Source organism: Microbacterium saperdae, assembly GCF_006716345.1.
Lineage (GTDB): Bacteria > Actinomycetota > Actinomycetes > Actinomycetales > Microbacteriaceae > Microbacterium > Microbacterium saperdae.
This window is the reverse complement of sequence record NZ_VFOX01000002.1, coordinates 1,043,925-1,060,032: the sequence shown is the minus strand read 5'-3', so window position 1 is coordinate 1,060,032 and position 16,108 is coordinate 1,043,925. Positions and strand designations below refer to the sequence as shown.

At 68.3% G+C, this 16,108-nt stretch carries 14 protein-coding genes; 7 read left to right on the top strand and 7 right to left on the bottom strand.

Annotated elements, in window-relative coordinates; translation table 11 throughout:
* Window positions 1-33 precede the first annotated feature (33 nt).
* Window positions 34-573, bottom strand: a complete 540-nt coding sequence (locus FB560_RS19610) for an RNA polymerase sigma factor (protein WP_141874382.1) — start codon at window positions 571-573, stop codon at window positions 34-36.
* A gap of 70 nt (window positions 574-643) precedes the next feature.
* On the opposite strand from FB560_RS19610, the gene FB560_RS19605 reads away from it, so the two are divergent.
* Window positions 644-1,642, top strand: coding sequence for a diacylglycerol/lipid kinase family protein (locus FB560_RS19605; protein WP_141874381.1), 999 nt, complete (start codon window positions 644-646; stop codon window positions 1,640-1,642).
* Between the two features lie 15 nt (window positions 1,643-1,657).
* On the opposite strand, the gene FB560_RS19600 is transcribed toward FB560_RS19605, so the two are convergent.
* Window positions 1,658-2,389, bottom strand: a complete 732-nt coding sequence (locus FB560_RS19600; RefSeq protein WP_141874380.1) for a hypothetical protein — start codon at window positions 2,387-2,389, stop codon at window positions 1,658-1,660.
* Between the two features lie 38 nt (window positions 2,390-2,427).
* The gene (locus tag FB560_RS19595) at window positions 2,428-3,444 is read right to left on the bottom strand and encodes a LacI family DNA-binding transcriptional regulator (RefSeq protein ID WP_141874379.1); all 1,017 of its coding nucleotides are present in this window, start codon (window positions 3,442-3,444) and stop codon (window positions 2,428-2,430) included.
* Between the two features lie 144 nt (window positions 3,445-3,588).
* On the opposite strand from FB560_RS19595, the gene FB560_RS19590 reads away from it, so the two are divergent.
* The 4 genes from FB560_RS19590 (at window position 3,589) to FB560_RS19575 (ending at window position 8,817) form a co-directional block, all read left to right on the top strand.
* Window positions 3,589-5,604 (top strand): beta-galactosidase, encoded by a 2,016-nt coding sequence (locus FB560_RS19590; protein ID WP_141874378.1) that lies wholly within the window; start codon window positions 3,589-3,591, stop codon window positions 5,602-5,604.
* Window positions 5,601-6,527 (top strand): carbohydrate ABC transporter permease, encoded by a 927-nt coding sequence (locus FB560_RS19585; protein ID WP_141874377.1) that lies wholly within the window; start codon window positions 5,601-5,603, stop codon window positions 6,525-6,527. Before FB560_RS19590 ends, FB560_RS19585 begins: the two co-directional genes overlap by 4 nt.
* Window positions 6,524-7,420 (top strand): carbohydrate ABC transporter permease, encoded by an 897-nt coding sequence (locus FB560_RS19580; RefSeq protein ID WP_141874376.1) that lies wholly within the window; start codon window positions 6,524-6,526, stop codon window positions 7,418-7,420. The genes FB560_RS19585 and FB560_RS19580 overlap by 4 nt, the downstream gene beginning before the upstream one ends.
* 65 nt (window positions 7,421-7,485) lie before the next feature.
* Window positions 7,486-8,817 carry an ABC transporter substrate-binding protein gene (locus FB560_RS19575; RefSeq protein ID WP_141874375.1) on the top strand — a complete coding sequence of 444 codons (1,332 nt, stop codon included), beginning with the start codon at window positions 7,486-7,488 and terminating at the stop codon, window positions 8,815-8,817.
* A 111-nt stretch (window positions 8,818-8,928) separates the two neighbouring features.
* On the opposite strand, the gene cls is transcribed toward FB560_RS19575, so the two are convergent.
* Together cls and FB560_RS20765 are read right to left on the bottom strand one after the other, a co-directional pair.
* Window positions 8,929-10,389, bottom strand: a complete 1,461-nt coding sequence (gene cls, locus FB560_RS19570; RefSeq protein ID WP_141874374.1) for a cardiolipin synthase — start codon at window positions 10,387-10,389, stop codon at window positions 8,929-8,931.
* Window positions 10,390-10,480: 91 nt separating this feature from the next.
* Window positions 10,481-10,654, bottom strand: a complete 174-nt coding sequence (locus FB560_RS20765) for a hypothetical protein (protein WP_170198223.1) — start codon at window positions 10,652-10,654, stop codon at window positions 10,481-10,483.
* Between the two features lie 124 nt (window positions 10,655-10,778).
* Here FB560_RS20765 and FB560_RS19565 point away from each other — a divergent pair, with 124 nt between their 5' ends.
* Entirely contained in the window at window positions 10,779-11,915 is a 1,137-nt protein-coding gene (locus FB560_RS19565) for a DUF4192 family protein (protein WP_141874373.1), read from the top strand.
* Here FB560_RS19565 and lysS read toward each other — a convergent pair.
* Complete coding sequence (lysS, locus tag FB560_RS19560; protein WP_141874372.1) at window positions 11,908-13,449, bottom strand: lysine--tRNA ligase; 1,542 nt, start codon at window positions 13,447-13,449, stop codon at window positions 11,908-11,910. The two genes, FB560_RS19565 and lysS, sit on opposite strands and share 8 nt — an antisense overlap.
* An 81-nt stretch (window positions 13,450-13,530) precedes the next feature.
* On the opposite strand from lysS, the gene FB560_RS19555 reads away from it, so the two are divergent.
* Window positions 13,531-15,396, top strand: a complete 1,866-nt coding sequence (locus tag FB560_RS19555; RefSeq protein WP_141874371.1) for a DUF2207 domain-containing protein — start codon at window positions 13,531-13,533, stop codon at window positions 15,394-15,396.
* 18 nt (window positions 15,397-15,414) lie between these two features.
* On the opposite strand, the gene FB560_RS19550 is transcribed toward FB560_RS19555, so the two are convergent.
* On the bottom strand, window positions 15,415-16,107 hold the full coding sequence (locus FB560_RS19550; RefSeq protein ID WP_141874370.1) for a DUF2520 domain-containing protein: 693 nt from the start codon (window positions 16,105-16,107) through the stop codon (window positions 15,415-15,417).
* Window position 16,108 lies beyond the last annotated feature (1 nt).

The window sequence follows — 16,108 nt, the reverse complement described above, 5'->3', positions numbered from 1 at the left end:
GCACAGGGAGGCCGGCGCGCCGGCCGGTCTCCCTCAGTCCTCGCCCATCCCCGACTTCCGGCATGCGCCCATCGCCTTGCGGGCACGGGAGATCCGCTGCCGGGCGGCCGCGGGTTCGATGCCGAGCCGATCTGCGACCTCGGCCGTCGACAATCCCTCCACCACGGTCAGCAGCAGAGGAGTCCGCAGCGAATCCGGCAGGGCACGCAGAGCCGACAGGGCTCCGTCGAGCAGCACTCTGATCTCGACGGCGCCCGCCACATTCTCCTGATCGGGCAGAGCATCGTTCAAGGCGGACTCCGGGTGGCGCGCCCGATGGCGGGCGAGGTCGATGGCGACGTTGCGCGCGATCGCGTCGAGCCACGAGCAGAGGCGCCCCGGCTCCGGCATCTCCAGGTGCTCGATCGAGCGCCAGGCCCGCATCAGCGCCGTCTGCGCCGCGTCATCGGCATCGTCCACCGGCACGCCGAGCGAGATGCTGCGGCGTCGGAGCCGCTGCGGCTCGTCGGCGATCATCGTCGAGAGCAGCGCGCGCCCCTGATCAGCGGCTGCGTGCGGTGTTCCCTCGTCCATCTGCCTCTCCTCGTGCCGCGCCCGGCCGACCGTGAACGGTGGGGACCGGGTGCGGGTTTAGAGTAGCGCCATGACGAAGCGCGCTTCCGCTCGACGCCAGGCGGCGCTCGTCTACAACCCCATCAAGGTCGACGAGAAGCACCTGCGCGCGACCGTACGGGATCTGAGCCGCGAGGCCGGGTGGGAGCATCCCGCGTTCTACACGACCACGATCGAGGATGCCGGACAGGCGGCCACCGCCGAGGCACTCGCGCGGGGCGTGGATGTCGTGCTGGTCGCCGGGGGCGACGGCACGGTGCGCGCGGTGTCCGAAGCCATCGCGAACACCGGGGTGCCCCTGGCGATCCTGCCCAGCGGCACGGGCAATCTCCTCGCCCGCAACCTCGGCCTGCCCCTCGCCGACCCCGCGGAGATGATCCGCGCCGCGCTCGGGGACCACCGACTTCCCATCGACATCGGCTGGGCACGGTTCACGCGTGCGGACGGCAGCGAGTCCGAGCACGCCTTCGTGGTGCTGGCCGGCATCGGGCTGGACGCCGACATGATCGCCAACACGCGATCGGACCTGAAGAAGTCCGTCGGCTGGATCGCCTACGTCGACGGCGCCGCGCGGTCACTCGCCGGCGCGAAGCCCTTCCGCGCGGTGTACCAGATCGACGAAGGACGCCTGCACACCACGAAGGTGCACAGCATCCTGTTCGCGAACTGCGGCACGCTCCCGGCGGGCATCGCGCTGATCCCCGACGCGTCGATCACGGACGGCACGCTCGACGTCGCGGTGATCCAGCCGACCGGAATGCTCGGCTGGCTCGGAGTGTGGCGCAAGATCTGGTGGGACAACTCGGTACTGCGCCGGTTCCGCGCCGGACGCCGCGTGCTGGAACGCCGCGGGAAGGACGCGTCGGTGCACTACTTCCGCGGTCTCGCCGCCGAAGCCGCGGCATCGACGCCGATCCCGATCGAACTCGACGGCGATGAGTTCGGCGAAGCCGTCCGCATCACCTGCCGCGTCGATCCCGGCTCGCTGCTGCTGGCCCTGCCTCCCGGCCACCGGATCATCTCGTTCTGAGGCGCCCCCTGCGGGTCAGCTGACCTTGACGTCGCCTTCGAGTCCGCCGCCGACGAGCGTGAGCGTGAAGCCGTCCTCGTCGATCTCGTCATCGCCGAAGCTGACGATCGTGGCCCGAGGAGCCATGTCCATGGTGCACACCTGGTTCTCATCGGTCACGAAGGTCACCGTGCCGGAGCTGCCCGAACCTTCCAGCGACTCGACGACCGGCGCGCACGACGACGAGCCCCAGGTCAGCAGCACGAGGCTGCTGTCGTCGAACCAGCCGGCGGAAGGCGTGTACTCGGTCGACGTGCCCGGCTTGCCCGCGAAGGCCGCGTTGCCGTCGAGATCGACGTCCTCGACGATGTCGCCGTAGGTCACCTGCAGCGTGACATCTGCGGTCGGGTCGATGCCCTCGGGCAGCGCTCCCACGCTCGCCCGCGGGGCCATGTCGGCGGTGCACGCCTTCTCCGCGCCGTCTGTCGCCTCCGGCTCGACCAGTGTCACGGTCACGTTCTGGCCGGATCCGGTCACGTCACCGACGACCGGCACGCAGGTCGACGACCCCCACGTGATGACCGCGAACATACGGCCGTCGTCGAGCATCGTTCCCTCGATGTCATTCGCGTCATCATTGCTGTCGGCGCTCGGCGCCGGCGAGCTCGTCGGTGTCTGGGAGCCGGGACCGGCCGTGCAGCCGGCGACGAGCAGCGCCGCGGCGAAGACGCCGGCGACAGAGGTGAGGACACGCAGCGGGGAAGTCATGCCCCCAGGGTACTGGCGGGGTGTGCTCTGCGCACCCCTCAGGCGGACTCGCGCCACACCACGGTGCACTCGAGAATCCGGCTCTCCGTCGACGGCTTCTCGCCGCGCAGTTGCGCCAGCACCGACTCGGCGGCGGCACGGCCCAGTTCGTTCGCCGACTGCCTCATGGTCGACAGCGGAGGATCGCACCGCAGCGCCCACGAGCTGTCGTCGAAGCCGACCACGCCGACGTCCTGCGGGATGCTCTTCCCCGCCGCCTGCAGCACATCCATCGCCCCCGCCGCGACCGCGTCGCTCGCGGCGAACACCCCGTCGATGTCGGGACACGTCTCCAGCAGCGCACGCATGCCCGCCTGTCCGTCGGCATAGGAGTACAGCGGGACGCGCTGGACGAGACGCGGATCGAAGTCGTTGCCGCGGGCGTCGACGAATCCGGCCAGGCGATCGGCCCCGGAGTCGCGATCCAGCGCAGCCGCGATCATGCCGATGCGCTGCCGCCCTGTCGCCGCCAGACGGCGCGTGATCTCACGCGCGGCTCCGCGATTGTCGATCGCGACATAGGCCGCGTCGCCGATGTCGTGCGGATGCCCGACGAATGTCGCGGGGAGGTCGAGCTGTGCGATCGCCTTCGTGATCGGATCCCCCTCCCGGGCGGAGACGACGATGACCCCGTCGATCAGACCTCCGGTGAGATAGCGGGCGAGGCGTTCGATGTCTCGGGCTGAATCCGCGATCAGGAACGACAGCTGGTAGTCGGCCTCGGACAGCGCCGCATTGGCGCCCAGCAGGATCGCCCCGATGTTCGGGTCCTCGATGAAGAGGGAGTGCGGCTCGTGCACGATCAGGCCGATGGCCTGCGTGCGCTGCATCACGAGGCTTCTGGCCGCCCGGTTCGGCACGAATCCGACCTTCGCGATGGCGGCCTCGATCGCCGCGCGCGCCTCGCTCGACACATAGGGCTGGCCGTTGAGGACCCGGCTCACCGTGCCCCGGGACACTCCGGCTTCGGTCGCGACATCCTTGACCGTCGCCCGGTGCCTCCGCTCGTTGCTCATCGGACCCATCGTATGTGCACGCACACAGATGGGGGTTGTTGTTGACACCGCAGAGTCGGGATGTTTACTCTGTACACGTTCACAGAATCTCAGCGCCGAGAATTAGCGCTTCGGACTGTGCACGTTCACAGATCCGAGGAGCGCATGATCACCCCCGCACGGCCCTTCACCCACGACGGCATCGCCTTCGGCTGCGACTACAACCCGGAGCAGTGGACTCCCGAGGTGTGGGACGAGGACATCGCTCTGATGCGGGAGATCGGCGTCGACCTCGTGGCGATCAACATCTTCGGCTGGGCGCACATCGAGCCCCGCGCGGGTGAGTACGACTTCGCGCGTCTCGACGACATCGTCGCGCGACTGCATGCCGCCGGAATCCGGGTCAACCTCGGCACCGGCACCGCCTCTCCCCCGGCCTGGCTGACCACGGCGCATCCCGAGATCCTGCCGATGGTCGAGGACGGCACACGACGCTACCCCGGAGGACGTCAGGCATTCTGTCCCAGCTCAGCGATCTTCCGCACCGCGGCGCTCGCATTGGTCGAGCAGGTGGCACGCCGCTACGGAGAGCACCCCGCCGTGGAGCTGTGGCATGTGTCGAACGAGCTCGGATGCCACAACGCCCTCTGCTACTGCGACGAGAGCGCCGAGGCTTTCCGCCTCTGGTTGCGCGAGCGGTACCAGGACATCGACGCCCTCAATACGGCGTGGGGCACCTCCTTCTGGAGTCAGACCTACCGCGAATGGGCCGAGATCCTCCCGCCCCGCGCCACGCTGTCGCTGCGCAACCCCGGGCAGACCCTCGACTTCCACCGCTTCAGCTCGGACCAGCTGATCGACTACTACCGGGCCGAGGCCGAGGTCATCCGCCCGCTCAGCCCCCGTCCGATCACCACCAACTTCATGGTCACCACGCACATCGAGAACCTCGACTACTGGTCGTGGGCCGATGACATGGACATCGTGGCGAACGACCACTACCTCGACCACCGCCTCGCCGACCCCACCTCCGAGCTCGCCTTCAACGCCGATCTCACCCGCGGTCTCGCCCAGGGCGCACCGTGGTTGCTCATGGAGCACTCCACGGGCGCCGTGAACTGGCAGCCGCTCAACCTCCCCAAGGGTGACGGCGAGCTGCTGCGCAACTCGCTCACCCACGTCGCCCGCGGAGCGGACGGCATCTGCTTCTTCCAGTGGCGCGCCTCGGTGCAGGGCAGCGAGAAGTTCCACTCCGCGATGCTCCCGCATGCCGGCACCGATACCGCCGTCTGGCGTGAGGTCTCAGCGCTCGGCGCCACGCTCGGACGACTGTCGGAGGTGGCCGGCTCGCGGGTCGAGGCTCACGCCGCGATCGTCTTCTCCTGGGAATCCTGGTGGGCCGCCGATGCCGATGCCCGCCCCAGCCACGCGATCGCCTACCTGGATCAGATGCACGCCGCGTACAAGGCGCTGCACGACCTCGGCATCACGGTCGACGTCGTCCGCCCGGGCAGCGACCTCGACGGCTACCGACTGGTGGTCGTGCCCGGCCTGCACCTCGTGCGCACCCAGGACGCCGCCGTGATCACCGACTGGATCGCGAGCGGAGGTACGGCGCTGATCACGTTCTCCAGCGGCACGGTCGACGAGCAGGATCGCATCTACACGGGCGGCTACACCGGCCCCTTCCGCGACGCCCTCGGCGTGCGCATCGAGGAGTTCGCCCCCGTGGCCGCCGAGACCACCGTGCACCTGAGCGACGGATCCGATGCGCGACTGTGGTCGGAGCGCGGACGCGTGACCACCGCCGAGGTCGTCGCCTCGTTCGACGGAGGTGCCGCCGACGGCTCCCCCGCGATCACCAGGAACACCTGGGGCGAAGGCACTGCCTGGTACCTCGCCACCCTCCCGACCGCCGACGCCTACCGCGACCTGATGGCGCGCATCGCCGCCGAGGTCGACCTCGCACCCCCGGCATCCGTCATCGGCGCTCTCGGCACGCTCGAGCTCGTGCGCCGCCGGAGCGCCGACCGTTCCTACCTGTTCATCGTCAACCACGGCGCCGCGGAGGTGACCGTCGAAGCCACCGGCCTCGACCTGGTCACCGAGACCGCGGCAGGGGGGCACGTCGTCGTGCCCGCCGGAGCCGTGCGCATCATTCGAGAGGAGTCGATCGCATGACCGCCACACAGCTGCTCGTCACCGAGTCAGGGAGGGGGCGAAAGCAACCGGGTCGTCGATTCACCCCGCACAAGGGAGCGATCACGTTCTTCGCGGGCCCGTTCGGCGTCCTCTTCCTGCTCTTCTACCTGATCCCGATCGGGTACGCGATCTACCAGTCGTTGCTCGTCGTCGAGCGCGAGGGCACATACGGTCAGCCGCAGCAGGTGTTCGGCGGACTCACCCAGTACGCCAACGTGTTCGCCAATGCCCCGTTCTGGGAGTCCGTGGGCCGCGTGCTGCTGTTCGGCGTCATCCAGGTGCCGGTGATGCTCGGCCTCGCGCTGCTGTTCGCCCTGCTCCTGGACTCCCCCGTGCTCAAGGGCAAGAAGTTCTTCCGTCTCGCGTTCTTCGCACCGTACGCGGTTCCCGGCGTGATCGCCGCGATCATGTGGGGTTTCCTCTACTCCCCCAACCTGTCGCCGTTCACCGACGTCACCCGCTCGATCGACTTCCTCTCCCCGGAGATGGTGCTGTGGTCGATCGCGAACGTCGTCACCTGGGTCTTCGTCGGCTACAACATGCTGATCATCTACTCCGCGCTGCTGGCCATCCCCGCCGAGGTCTACGAGGCCGCCCGTCTCGACGGCGCCGGTCAGATCCGCATCGCCTGGTCCATCAAGATCCCGATGGTCGCACCTGCGCTCGTGCTCACCACGGTGTTCTCGATCATCGGCACCTTCCAGCTCCTCGCCGAACCTCAGGTCTTCCGTTCGTTCAGCGCGGCCGTGTCGAGCACCTTCACCCCGAACATGACCATCTACGCCACCAACTCGATCCCGAACACGAACCTCGCAGCCGCCTTCTCCGTGGTGCTGGCGCTCGCGACGTTCATCCTGTCGTTCACATTCCTGAAGATCTCCCAGCGGAAGGCTGAGCAATGAGCATGCTGACTCTGAAGCGCGGCGCGACCGCCGACGATCTGAACCCCCGCGGGCCTCGCGAGAGCCTCATCTCGCGCGGCGCCGCGATGCTGATCATGGGTGTCTTCACCCTGTACTTCCTCACGCCGATCTGGTGGCTCTTCATCGCCTCCACCAAGGACCGCGGCGATCTGCTCACCACGGCTCCGCTCTGGTTCGCCGACTGGAACCTGTTCGAGAACATCGGCGACCTCTTCACCTACGACGGTGGCATCTATCTGCGCTGGATCCTCAACAGCATCGGCTACGCCGGGCTCGGCGCCCTGCTCGCGACGGTGTTCGCCGGCATGTGCGGCTATGCGCTGGCGAAGTACACGTTCCCCGGCCGGGAACTGTTCTTCAACGTCGTGCTGGGCGGTGTCCTGGTCCCGGCCACGGCACTCGCGCTGCCGCTGTTCCTCCTGTTCAGCCAGGTCAATCTCACCAACACGTTCTGGGCCGTGCTGCTGCCGAGCATCGTGAGCCCGTTCGGCGTGTATCTGACGCGCATCTTCGCCTCGGCGTCGGTGCCCGACGAGCTCATCGAGGCGGGGCGCCTCGACGGCGCCGGCGAGGTGCGCACGTTCTTCACGATCTCGGTCCGGCTGATGACACCGGCGCTGATCACCGTGTTCCTGTTCCAGTTCGTCACCATCTGGAACAACTTCTTCCTGCCGCTGATCATGCTGCGCAGCCAGGAGCTCTTCCCCATCACCTACGGACTGTTCGCGTGGAACACCCAGCTCAATCAGATCCCCGAGCTGCGCACCTACGTGCTCGTCGGGTCGTTCCTGTCGATCATCCCGCTCATCATCGCGTTCCTGATGCTGCAGCGCTTCTGGCAGAGCGGTCTCGGCAACGGCTCGGTGAAATGACCTCCGCCGCCGGGCCCCGGCGGTCTCCCTGTAAACCCGAAACACCCCACCGAAAGAGGAAGATCATGCAGCACACCAAGAGGGCAGTCGCCACCGGCGTCGCACTGCTCAGCGCCATCGCGCTGGCGGGATGCGCGGCAGGCAGTGGCACGGAAGGCAGCACGGATGCTGCCACCTGCACCCCCGCGGACGGCAAGGTCACGCTGGAGTTCACGTCGTGGATCCCCGGCATCGAAGACGTCGCCGCGATGTGGAACGAGGAGAACCCCGACATCCAGGTGAAGGTCCAGACCGGACCGAACGGCAACTCCGGCACCTACCAGAGCTTCTTCAGCCAGCTCAAGGCCGGCAACGCTCCCGACCTGGGCCAGATCGAGTACGACGCACTGTCGAGCTTCCGCGTGCAGGACGGTCTCGCCGACCTCTCCGCGTGCGAGGACGTCGTCGCTGCGGAAGACGAGTTCATCCCGTGGACCTGGGGCCAGGTCACCCTCGGCAGCGAGGACGGCGTCTACGGCATCCCGCAGGACTCCGGTCCCATGGCGCTCTTCTACCGCTCCGACCTGTTCGAGGCGAACGGCATCGACGTCCCCACCACGTGGGAGGAGTACAAGGCCGCCGCGGTGAAGATCCGTGCGGCCGGTGGATACATCACCAACTTCTCCACCGCCGACATCAACCAGTTCGCCGGTTTCGTGTGGCAGAACAACGGCGGCTGGTTCGCCAACGACGGTGAGGAGTGGACCGTCGACCTGACCGGCGACGCGACCACGCAGGTCGCGGAGTACTGGCAGGAGCTCCTCGACGAGGACCTCGTCTCCACGTACCCGGCCTGGACCGAGGAGTGGAACAACGCCTACAACTCCGGCGAGGTGTGGTCGTGGAACTCCGCCGTCTGGGGTGCCAACTCCATCGCGAGCGGCGCGCCTGACACCGCGGGCAAGTGGTCCGTCGCGGCATCCCCGCAGTGGGAAGAGGGCGGCAAGAGCTCGGGCAACTGGGGCGGCTCCTCGGTCGCGGTCTTCAAGGGCACCGAGCACCTGTACGAGGCCACCAAGTTCGCGCTGTGGCTGAACACCTCAGACGAGGCGCTGACCGCACTGAACAAGTCGGCCAACATCTACCCGGCGACGACCGACGGGCTGAACCTCGCATCGCTCAAGGAGGGCGTCGAATTCTACGGCGGCCAGGCCATCTACGACGTCTTCGCCGAGGCCGCGTCGCAGGTCAACCCCGACTTCGTGTGGGGACCGACCATGACGCAGACCTACGCCGACGTGTCGGACGGCTTCCAGAAGGCGGTCACGGGTCAGGGCACCCTGCTCGAGTCGCTGCAGTCCGCCCAGGAGTCGACGATCTCGACCCTGAAGGCACAGGCGATCCCCGTCGCCGAGTGATCTGATCCCCCACCGCGATGCCGCGGGAGTCAGCGCTGAGCTGGTTCCCGCGGCATCGTCGTATCCGAGGGTCGCACGCGGGCGCCGCAGGAGAACGGCCTGCGCGTGCGGCTACTGCAGGGCGGAGGTGAGCCGCGCGAGGTTGTCGAGCACGGTGGAGCGCAGCGGCTGCTGCATCCACTCCTCCAGCGTCAGCTCACGGCTCAGGGAACGGTACTTGTCCTCGACCTCACGCATCTCCGTGACGAACTCCTCGCCGCGGACGAGCATCGAGACCTCGAGGTTCAGACCGAACGAGCGCATGTCCATGTTGCTGGACCCGATCACCGCGACCTCGTCGTCGATCGTCAGACTCTTGGTGTGCAGGATGTACGGCTTGCGGTACATCCAGATGCGGACGCCGGCCTTGAGCAGCACCTCGTAGTAGCTCCGCTGCGCGTGGTAGACCATCGCCTGGTCGCCCTCTTCCGACACGAAGAGCTCGACGTTGACGCCGCGATCGACGGCGGCCGTGACCGCCAGCAACAGAGCCTCATCGGGGACGAAGTACGGGCTGACGATCATGATGCGCTTCTTCGCCGCGTACAGCAGCCCGAGGAACAGGCGGAGGTTGTTCTCGACCTCGAACCCGGGGCCGGAGGGCACGACCTGGCAGTCGAGGTCGCCCGAGCCGATGTCGGCGTGCGTGATGTCGATGCCTTCCAGCACCGTGTCGGTCTCGCTGTACCAGTCGGCGACGAAGATCGCGTTGACGCTCAGCACGACAGGGCCGTCGAGACGGACCATCAGATCGACCCAGTGCAGACCGCGCTTGATGTTCTTGGGGAGGTTGTAGGTCGAGTCCGTCACGTTCTGCGAGCCGAGGAAAGCCACCACGCCGTCGACGACGAGGAGCTTGCGGTGGTTGCGCAGGTCGGGACGCTGCATGCGCCCCTTCAGCGGCTGCACCGGCAGCATCAGGTGCCAGTCGGCTCCCATCGCGTCGAGGCGGCGCACCGTCTCGCGGTAGCGCGGCTTCCACCGGTTCGCCCAGTGGTCCAGGAGCACGCGTACTTCGACGCCGCGCGCGCAGACCTCTTCGAGCGCCCGGAAGAAGTTGTCGGTCGCCTCATCGGACTGCAGGATGTAGAACTCGACGTGCACGTACTCCTGCGCCGTGCGGATGGCCTCCGCCATCTCGTCGAGCGATTCCTGGTAGTCCGAGATGAGGTGCGCCCCGTTGTCGCCGGAGAGCGGCAGTGCTCCGAGCTTCTGGTTCATCTGCACGACGGGCCCGAACCATGCGGGAGCATTCGGACGCAGGGTGCCGAAGTGGAGGTTCTCGCTGGTCTCGGCGATGTACTCGTTGATCTGATCCTGTTTGCGCCTTCTCGCACGCGGCAGGCGAGGGTTTCCGATCAGGAGGAAGAGGAAGACGCCGACGAAAGGGATGAAGAACACCGCGAGCAACCAGGCCATCGCGGCGGTGGGTCGACGATTGCGCGGGATGACGATGATCGCCGTCGCACGGATCACGAGGTCGAGCACCAGGAGGAATGCGGCGATCCACCATCCCCAGGTCTCCGCGGTCATCGTGTCCCCTCACCCCTGCGTCGACGATCGCGACAGGTCTGCACGGTCTCCCGCGCGCTGGCTACACAGTAGCCGATGGGTGCGACCTCGCTCAGGAGCGGGGAGGGAGGCCTCGCGCCGCGCGCTCTTCTGCCTCGATCTGCGCGTGCACTTTGCGCTCGGTGCGGTCGAAGCGGAGGATGCCGCGGACGACCATGAAGAAGACGATGCTGACGCCGACGGTCGGCAGGAGCGACCATGCCACTGCGAGCCAGAAATTCTCCATACCCCCATGGTACGCGGCGATCGCCCTCCTCGACTCTTCGTCCCCATCTCCGGCCCGCGACGGATTCCATCCACATCGCCCGATTCCGCTCCGGCGACTGCGCCACGGCCCCGATACTCGGGTCATGACCACAGTTCTCCGCGCCTCAGATTCCGCCGATTTCCTCGGCATCGTTCCGGCCCTCGCCGGGTTCACCCCTCGCCGCAGCGTCGTTCTCCTGCCGTTCCAGGGCTCCCGTACCCACGGAGCGATGCGCCTCGACCTCCCGTCGGGCGACACCGACCTCGAGGCCTACGCCGACGCCGCGGTCGGCCTCATCGCCCGTGTGTCCGGAACGGATGCCGTCGCCGTGGTCGTCTACTCCGACGAGGGCCCGGAGAGCACGTCCGATGGGCTCGTGCTGCCGGTCGCGGTCGCCGTCGACGAGCTGCTGTGGCGCGCAGAGGACGCGGGGCTCCGGATCGTCGATGCCCTGTGCGTGACGCCGCGCGGATGGTCGAGCTATCTGGCCGATGAGCCGCTTCTGGGCGATCTCGGCGATCTCGCGCCCGTGCCGGAGGTACCCGGGCTCGGAGATGTCGCGGGCGACCAGCTGGCGGGAACAGCGCTGCCGGTGGCCGACCTCGCCAGAAAGGAACGGGTCGCCCGCGCACTGCGCGAGATCGGCGAACTGCTCGATCACGACGCGATCGGTCCGTTGACCGGCAGGGAGGGCCCGGCAGCCCTCGCGGGGATCGCCGCACTCGCCGACATCCCGGCGTTCTTCGAGGCGCTTCTCGAGCATCCCGACGCGACACCGGTGTCCGCGACAGGCGCCCTGCTGTGGTGCCTCGATCGACCTGTCTTCCGTGACGTCGCCCTCGCGCAGTGGGCGACCGGCGTCGACGGCGGGATCCGTACGCTCCAGGCGCAGCTGGCGTTCGCGCGGGATGGCCGCATGATCTCGGACGATCTGGGCGCTGTCTTCCTGGGCATGGGACCCGCCCCGGACCCCGACCGTCTCCGGCTGGCGCTCGAGGTCGTGCGGTACGCGGCCGCCGCCGCGCCGCGCGCCTGTCGGCCGGGGCCTCTCACGGCAGCGGCGTGGCTGTCATGGGCGCTGGGCCGCTCGAGCCATGCGGGCCACTACCTCGACCTCGTGCGCGACATCGACCCGCAGTACGGACTTGCCGCGCTGCTGCGCACGATGGTCGACGCCGCCGTCCTGCCGGAATGGACGTTCCGGCGAGGCGGTGCGGCTGCGGCCGGCAGCGCTACTTGACCAGGGGGAAGAGGATGGTCTCGCGGATGCCGAGTCCCGTGATCGCCATGAGCAGCCGGTCGATGCCCATGCCCATGCCTCCGGACGGCGGCATGCCGTGCTCGAGGGCCCGCAGGAACTCCTCATCGATGGGCATGGCCTCGACGTCGCCGCGGGCGGCGAGCTTCGCCTGTTCGACGAAGCGTTCGCGCTGGATCACGGGGTCGACGAGCTCGGAGTATCCGGTCGCGAGCTCGAATCCGCGGATGTACAGGTCCCACTTCTCCACGACACCGTCGATCGAGCGGTGCTCGCGCACCAACGGAGAGGTGTCGACGGGGAAGTCCATCACGAACGTCGGCCGGACGAGGTCGCCCTTCACGAAGTGCTCCCACAGCTCTTCCACCAGCTTGCCGTGCGTGGCCTGCGGCGGGATGTCGACACCACTGGCCTCGGCGAAGGCGATCAGGTCCTCGACCGCGTCCTGCGGCGTGACCGTGCGACCCGAGACGGTGGAGAGCGACTCGTACATCGAGATGCGGTCCCACTCGCCGCCCAGATCGTACTCGGTGCCGTCGGCCCAGGTCACGGTGGTCGAGCCGGAGACCGCGATCGCGGCCTTCTGCACGAGCTCCTGCGTGAGCGCGGCCATCTGGTTGTAGTCGCCGTAGGCCTGGTACGCCTCGAGCATCGCGAACTCGGGGCTGTGCGTCGAGTCGGCGCCCTCGTTGCGGAAGTTGCGGTTGATCTCGTAGACACGCTCGATGCCGCCCACGACCGCACGCTTCAGGTACAGCTCCGGGGCGATGCGCAGGTACAGCTCGGTGTCGAAGGCGTTCGAGTGCGTGACGAAAGGCCGAGCGGAGGCTCCACCGTGCTGCACCTGCAGCATCGGAGTCTCCACCTCGAGGTAGTCGTGCGACGAGAACGTCGCCCGCAGGCTCGCGTTCACGGCCGCACGGGCACGCACGGTGGTGCGGGCCTGCTCACGCACGATGAGGTCGAGGTAGCGGCTGCGGACGCGCCCCTCCTCACTGAGCTCGGAGTAGGCGTTCGGGAGCGGCAGGATCGCCTTGGCGGCGATCGCCCATTCGTCCGCCATGATCGACAGCTCGCCACGGCGGCTGGAGATGACCTCTCCGTGCACGAAGACGTGGTCCCCGAGGTCGACGTACTCCTTCCAGTCCGCCAGCGACTCGTCGCCGACGTTCGCGAGCGAGATCATGGCCTGGATGCGGGAGCCGTCGCCGGCCTGCAGCGTCGCGAAGCAGAGCTTGCCGGTGTTGCGGCTGAAGACCACACGGCCCGCGATGCCGACGACGACGCCGGTCTCGGCACCGGCTTCGAGCTCGCCGTACTCCGCGCGGAGCGCCGGAATCGTGTGCGTCACGGGGACAGCCACCGGGAACGCCCCGCCGGCCGCATCCGCGCGCTTCTCGATCAGCCGCTCGCGCTTGGCGAGCCGCACGGCCTTCTGCTCGTGGATGTCGTCGTCACCCGAGCCCGTGGAAGGGTCGTTCGGGTTCTGCTCGGGCGCGGCGGACGCGTCAGTCATTGCGGGGCTCCTTGAAAAGTCGTGTCCAGTTTACCGAGGTCGGGTGCCGACTCGTGGGCGTCGCCTGGGTAGCCTCGAAGTATGGTCGCCACACGGATCGTCCGCCTGCTCGCTGCGCTCGCTCTCGCCGTCTCCGGCCTCGCGCTGATGCCATCCGCGGCAGCGGCCACGACGCCGGACACCGCGCCGGCCCTCGCTGCGGCGCCCACCTCCTCCGCTCTCCTCGCCGAGGAGGATGTCAACGCGTTCTCCTACGCGTCGTGGGATGCTCGGTACGAGATCGGCCTGGACGAGGACGGCCGTTCCCGGATGCAGGTGACAGAGACCCTGGTCGCACGGTTCCCCGAGGTCGACCAGAACCGTGGGATCGTGCGCGGACTACCCACCAGCTACGAAGGCGCCTGGACCGACACCACGGTGCTGTCCGTGACCGATGAGACGGGTGCCGACGTGCCGTTCGAGACCGAGACGGATGACGGTGTGCTCCTCATCCTCACCGGGAACGACGACTACGTGCACGGGCTCACCACCTACGTGATCCAGTACTCGATGCGCGACGTCATCCTCGCCGCAGACAACGGCGTCGACGAGTTCTACTGGGACCTCCTCCCGCTCGACAGCACGCAGGCCATCGAAGAGTTCCGCGCCGACATCGCCGTCGACGCCACGCTCAGCGGGCATCTGACCGGATCGGCACGCTGCTACACCGGATTCTCGGGGTCGTCGGCGGAGTGCCCGATCCAGGGGCCGGAGGTCGACGGCGACACCGCGGTGTTCCATGTCGAATCCGGCGAGCGCGCAGCCGGCGACGGCGTGACCGTCGCCATCGGCTTCGAACCGGGAACAGCCGCACAGGCCCCCGCGCGGCAGCCGAATGCGGTGACCGACATCGGCCCCGCGGTCGCCGCGGTCGGAGCGGTGGGTCTCTCGGTCGCAGGATGGATCGCGGTGACCGCCACCGCGCGGCGCCGACGCACGGCCGACGGGATCATCGTCGCGCAATACGACGTGCCTGATTCGATGCCTCCGCTGCTCGCGGCCGCGATCGTCCCCGGCGCGAAGGACCCGATCCCCGCCGAGATCGTGCATCTCGCCGTGCGCGGCACGCTCCGCATCGAGGAGGGGTCGGACGTCGAACAGCCGCGTCTGCGGAGACTGCCGGGCACGCGGATCCCCGACCAGCTCGACGTCGAGGCGCTCGACGCGCTGTTCGTCGGCGCGGACAGCGAGGGCGTCGCGGCGCTTCCTTCGTCGAGCGAGAGTTTCGCCGGGCGGATGGCGGCCCTGCAGCAGAGCGGGAAGGCCGCGGCGGAAACCCGCGGGTACACCACGACAGCGCGCAGCCGCGGCGCGATGATCCTGCAGTGGTGCGCGATCGCCATCGGCGCCGTCGGTCTCGTCCTCGGGCTCTGGGGAGTGATCAGCGGGCGGATCTCCGCGATTCCTGCGATGGTCGCGATCGGCTTCGGCGTGGTGATCGTGCTGATCTCGAGCTTCTACACGTTCTCGAAGCACACCGTGCTCACGGTCGAGGGCGCCAGACAGCTCGAGTACCTGAAGGGCGTCGAGGAGTTCATCCGCGTCGCCGAGGAGGACCGACTCCGCATGCTCCAGTCCTACAGCGGCGCCGAGCGACGTCAGGACGGCTCGGCGAACGTGATCCTGGTCTACGAACGCCTGCTCCCCTACGCGATGCTGTTCGGGATGGAAGACGAATGGGGGCGCGTGCTGGAGTACGCGTACTCGGTGGAGCAGCGCGGCCCCGGCTGGATCGGCGACCCCACGTCGCCCTACCTGCGTGTGCAGCTGGCCGCGTTCGCGATGACATCGCACGAGGCCGCGACGTATACGGCGCCCTCGGCGAGCAGCTCGTCGAGCTCGGGAGGATCCTTCGGCGGTGGCTTCTCCGGCGGAGGCGGAGGCGGAGGTTTCTCCGGCGGACGCTGACGCGCCAGCGACGTCAGATCAGAGGAGCGGAGGCGGGTCGGATGCTTCGCGCAGCGCCCGTTCGACCGTCGACTGCACCAGTGCGGAGAGATACCCGCCGGGATTCTCGACGCCGATCTCCCGCAACCGCGCTGTCGACTGGCCGATGATCGAGCGCGAGAAGTCGGCTGCGGTCTGGATGGCGTCGGCGTAGACGGCACGATCCTCTTCGGCGATCACGACGGGCTCGCATCCCATCTCCACGGCAAGGGCCTGAGCGATCGGAAGCACGGCGGCGGGGGCGGTCACGGCCGCGAAGCTCGCAGGAAGCTGCCGCAGGTCGATCGACGTCCCCGTGAAGGTGATCGCGGGGTGGACGGCCAACGGGATCGCCCCGCGCTCCGCGGCCGGACGCAGCACCTCGATGCCATAGGCGGGATCCGTGTGCAGGACGAGCTGCCCGATCTGCCAGCCTCCGACTTCGGCGATACCGGCGACGAGGGACGGCAGCTGATCGTGCGGCACGGCGAGGATGACGAGTTCGGCGCGACGGACCACCTCGAGCGCATCGAGGACCGGAACGTCCGGCAGCACGGCCGATGCACGTTCGTCGTCGGAGCCGCTCGTGATGCCGACGATGGCGTGGCCGGCGCCGCCGAGCGCCGCCCCGATCACCGGACCGACACGACCTGCACCGATGATGCCGACGCCGAGGCGCCCGTCACGCACCACG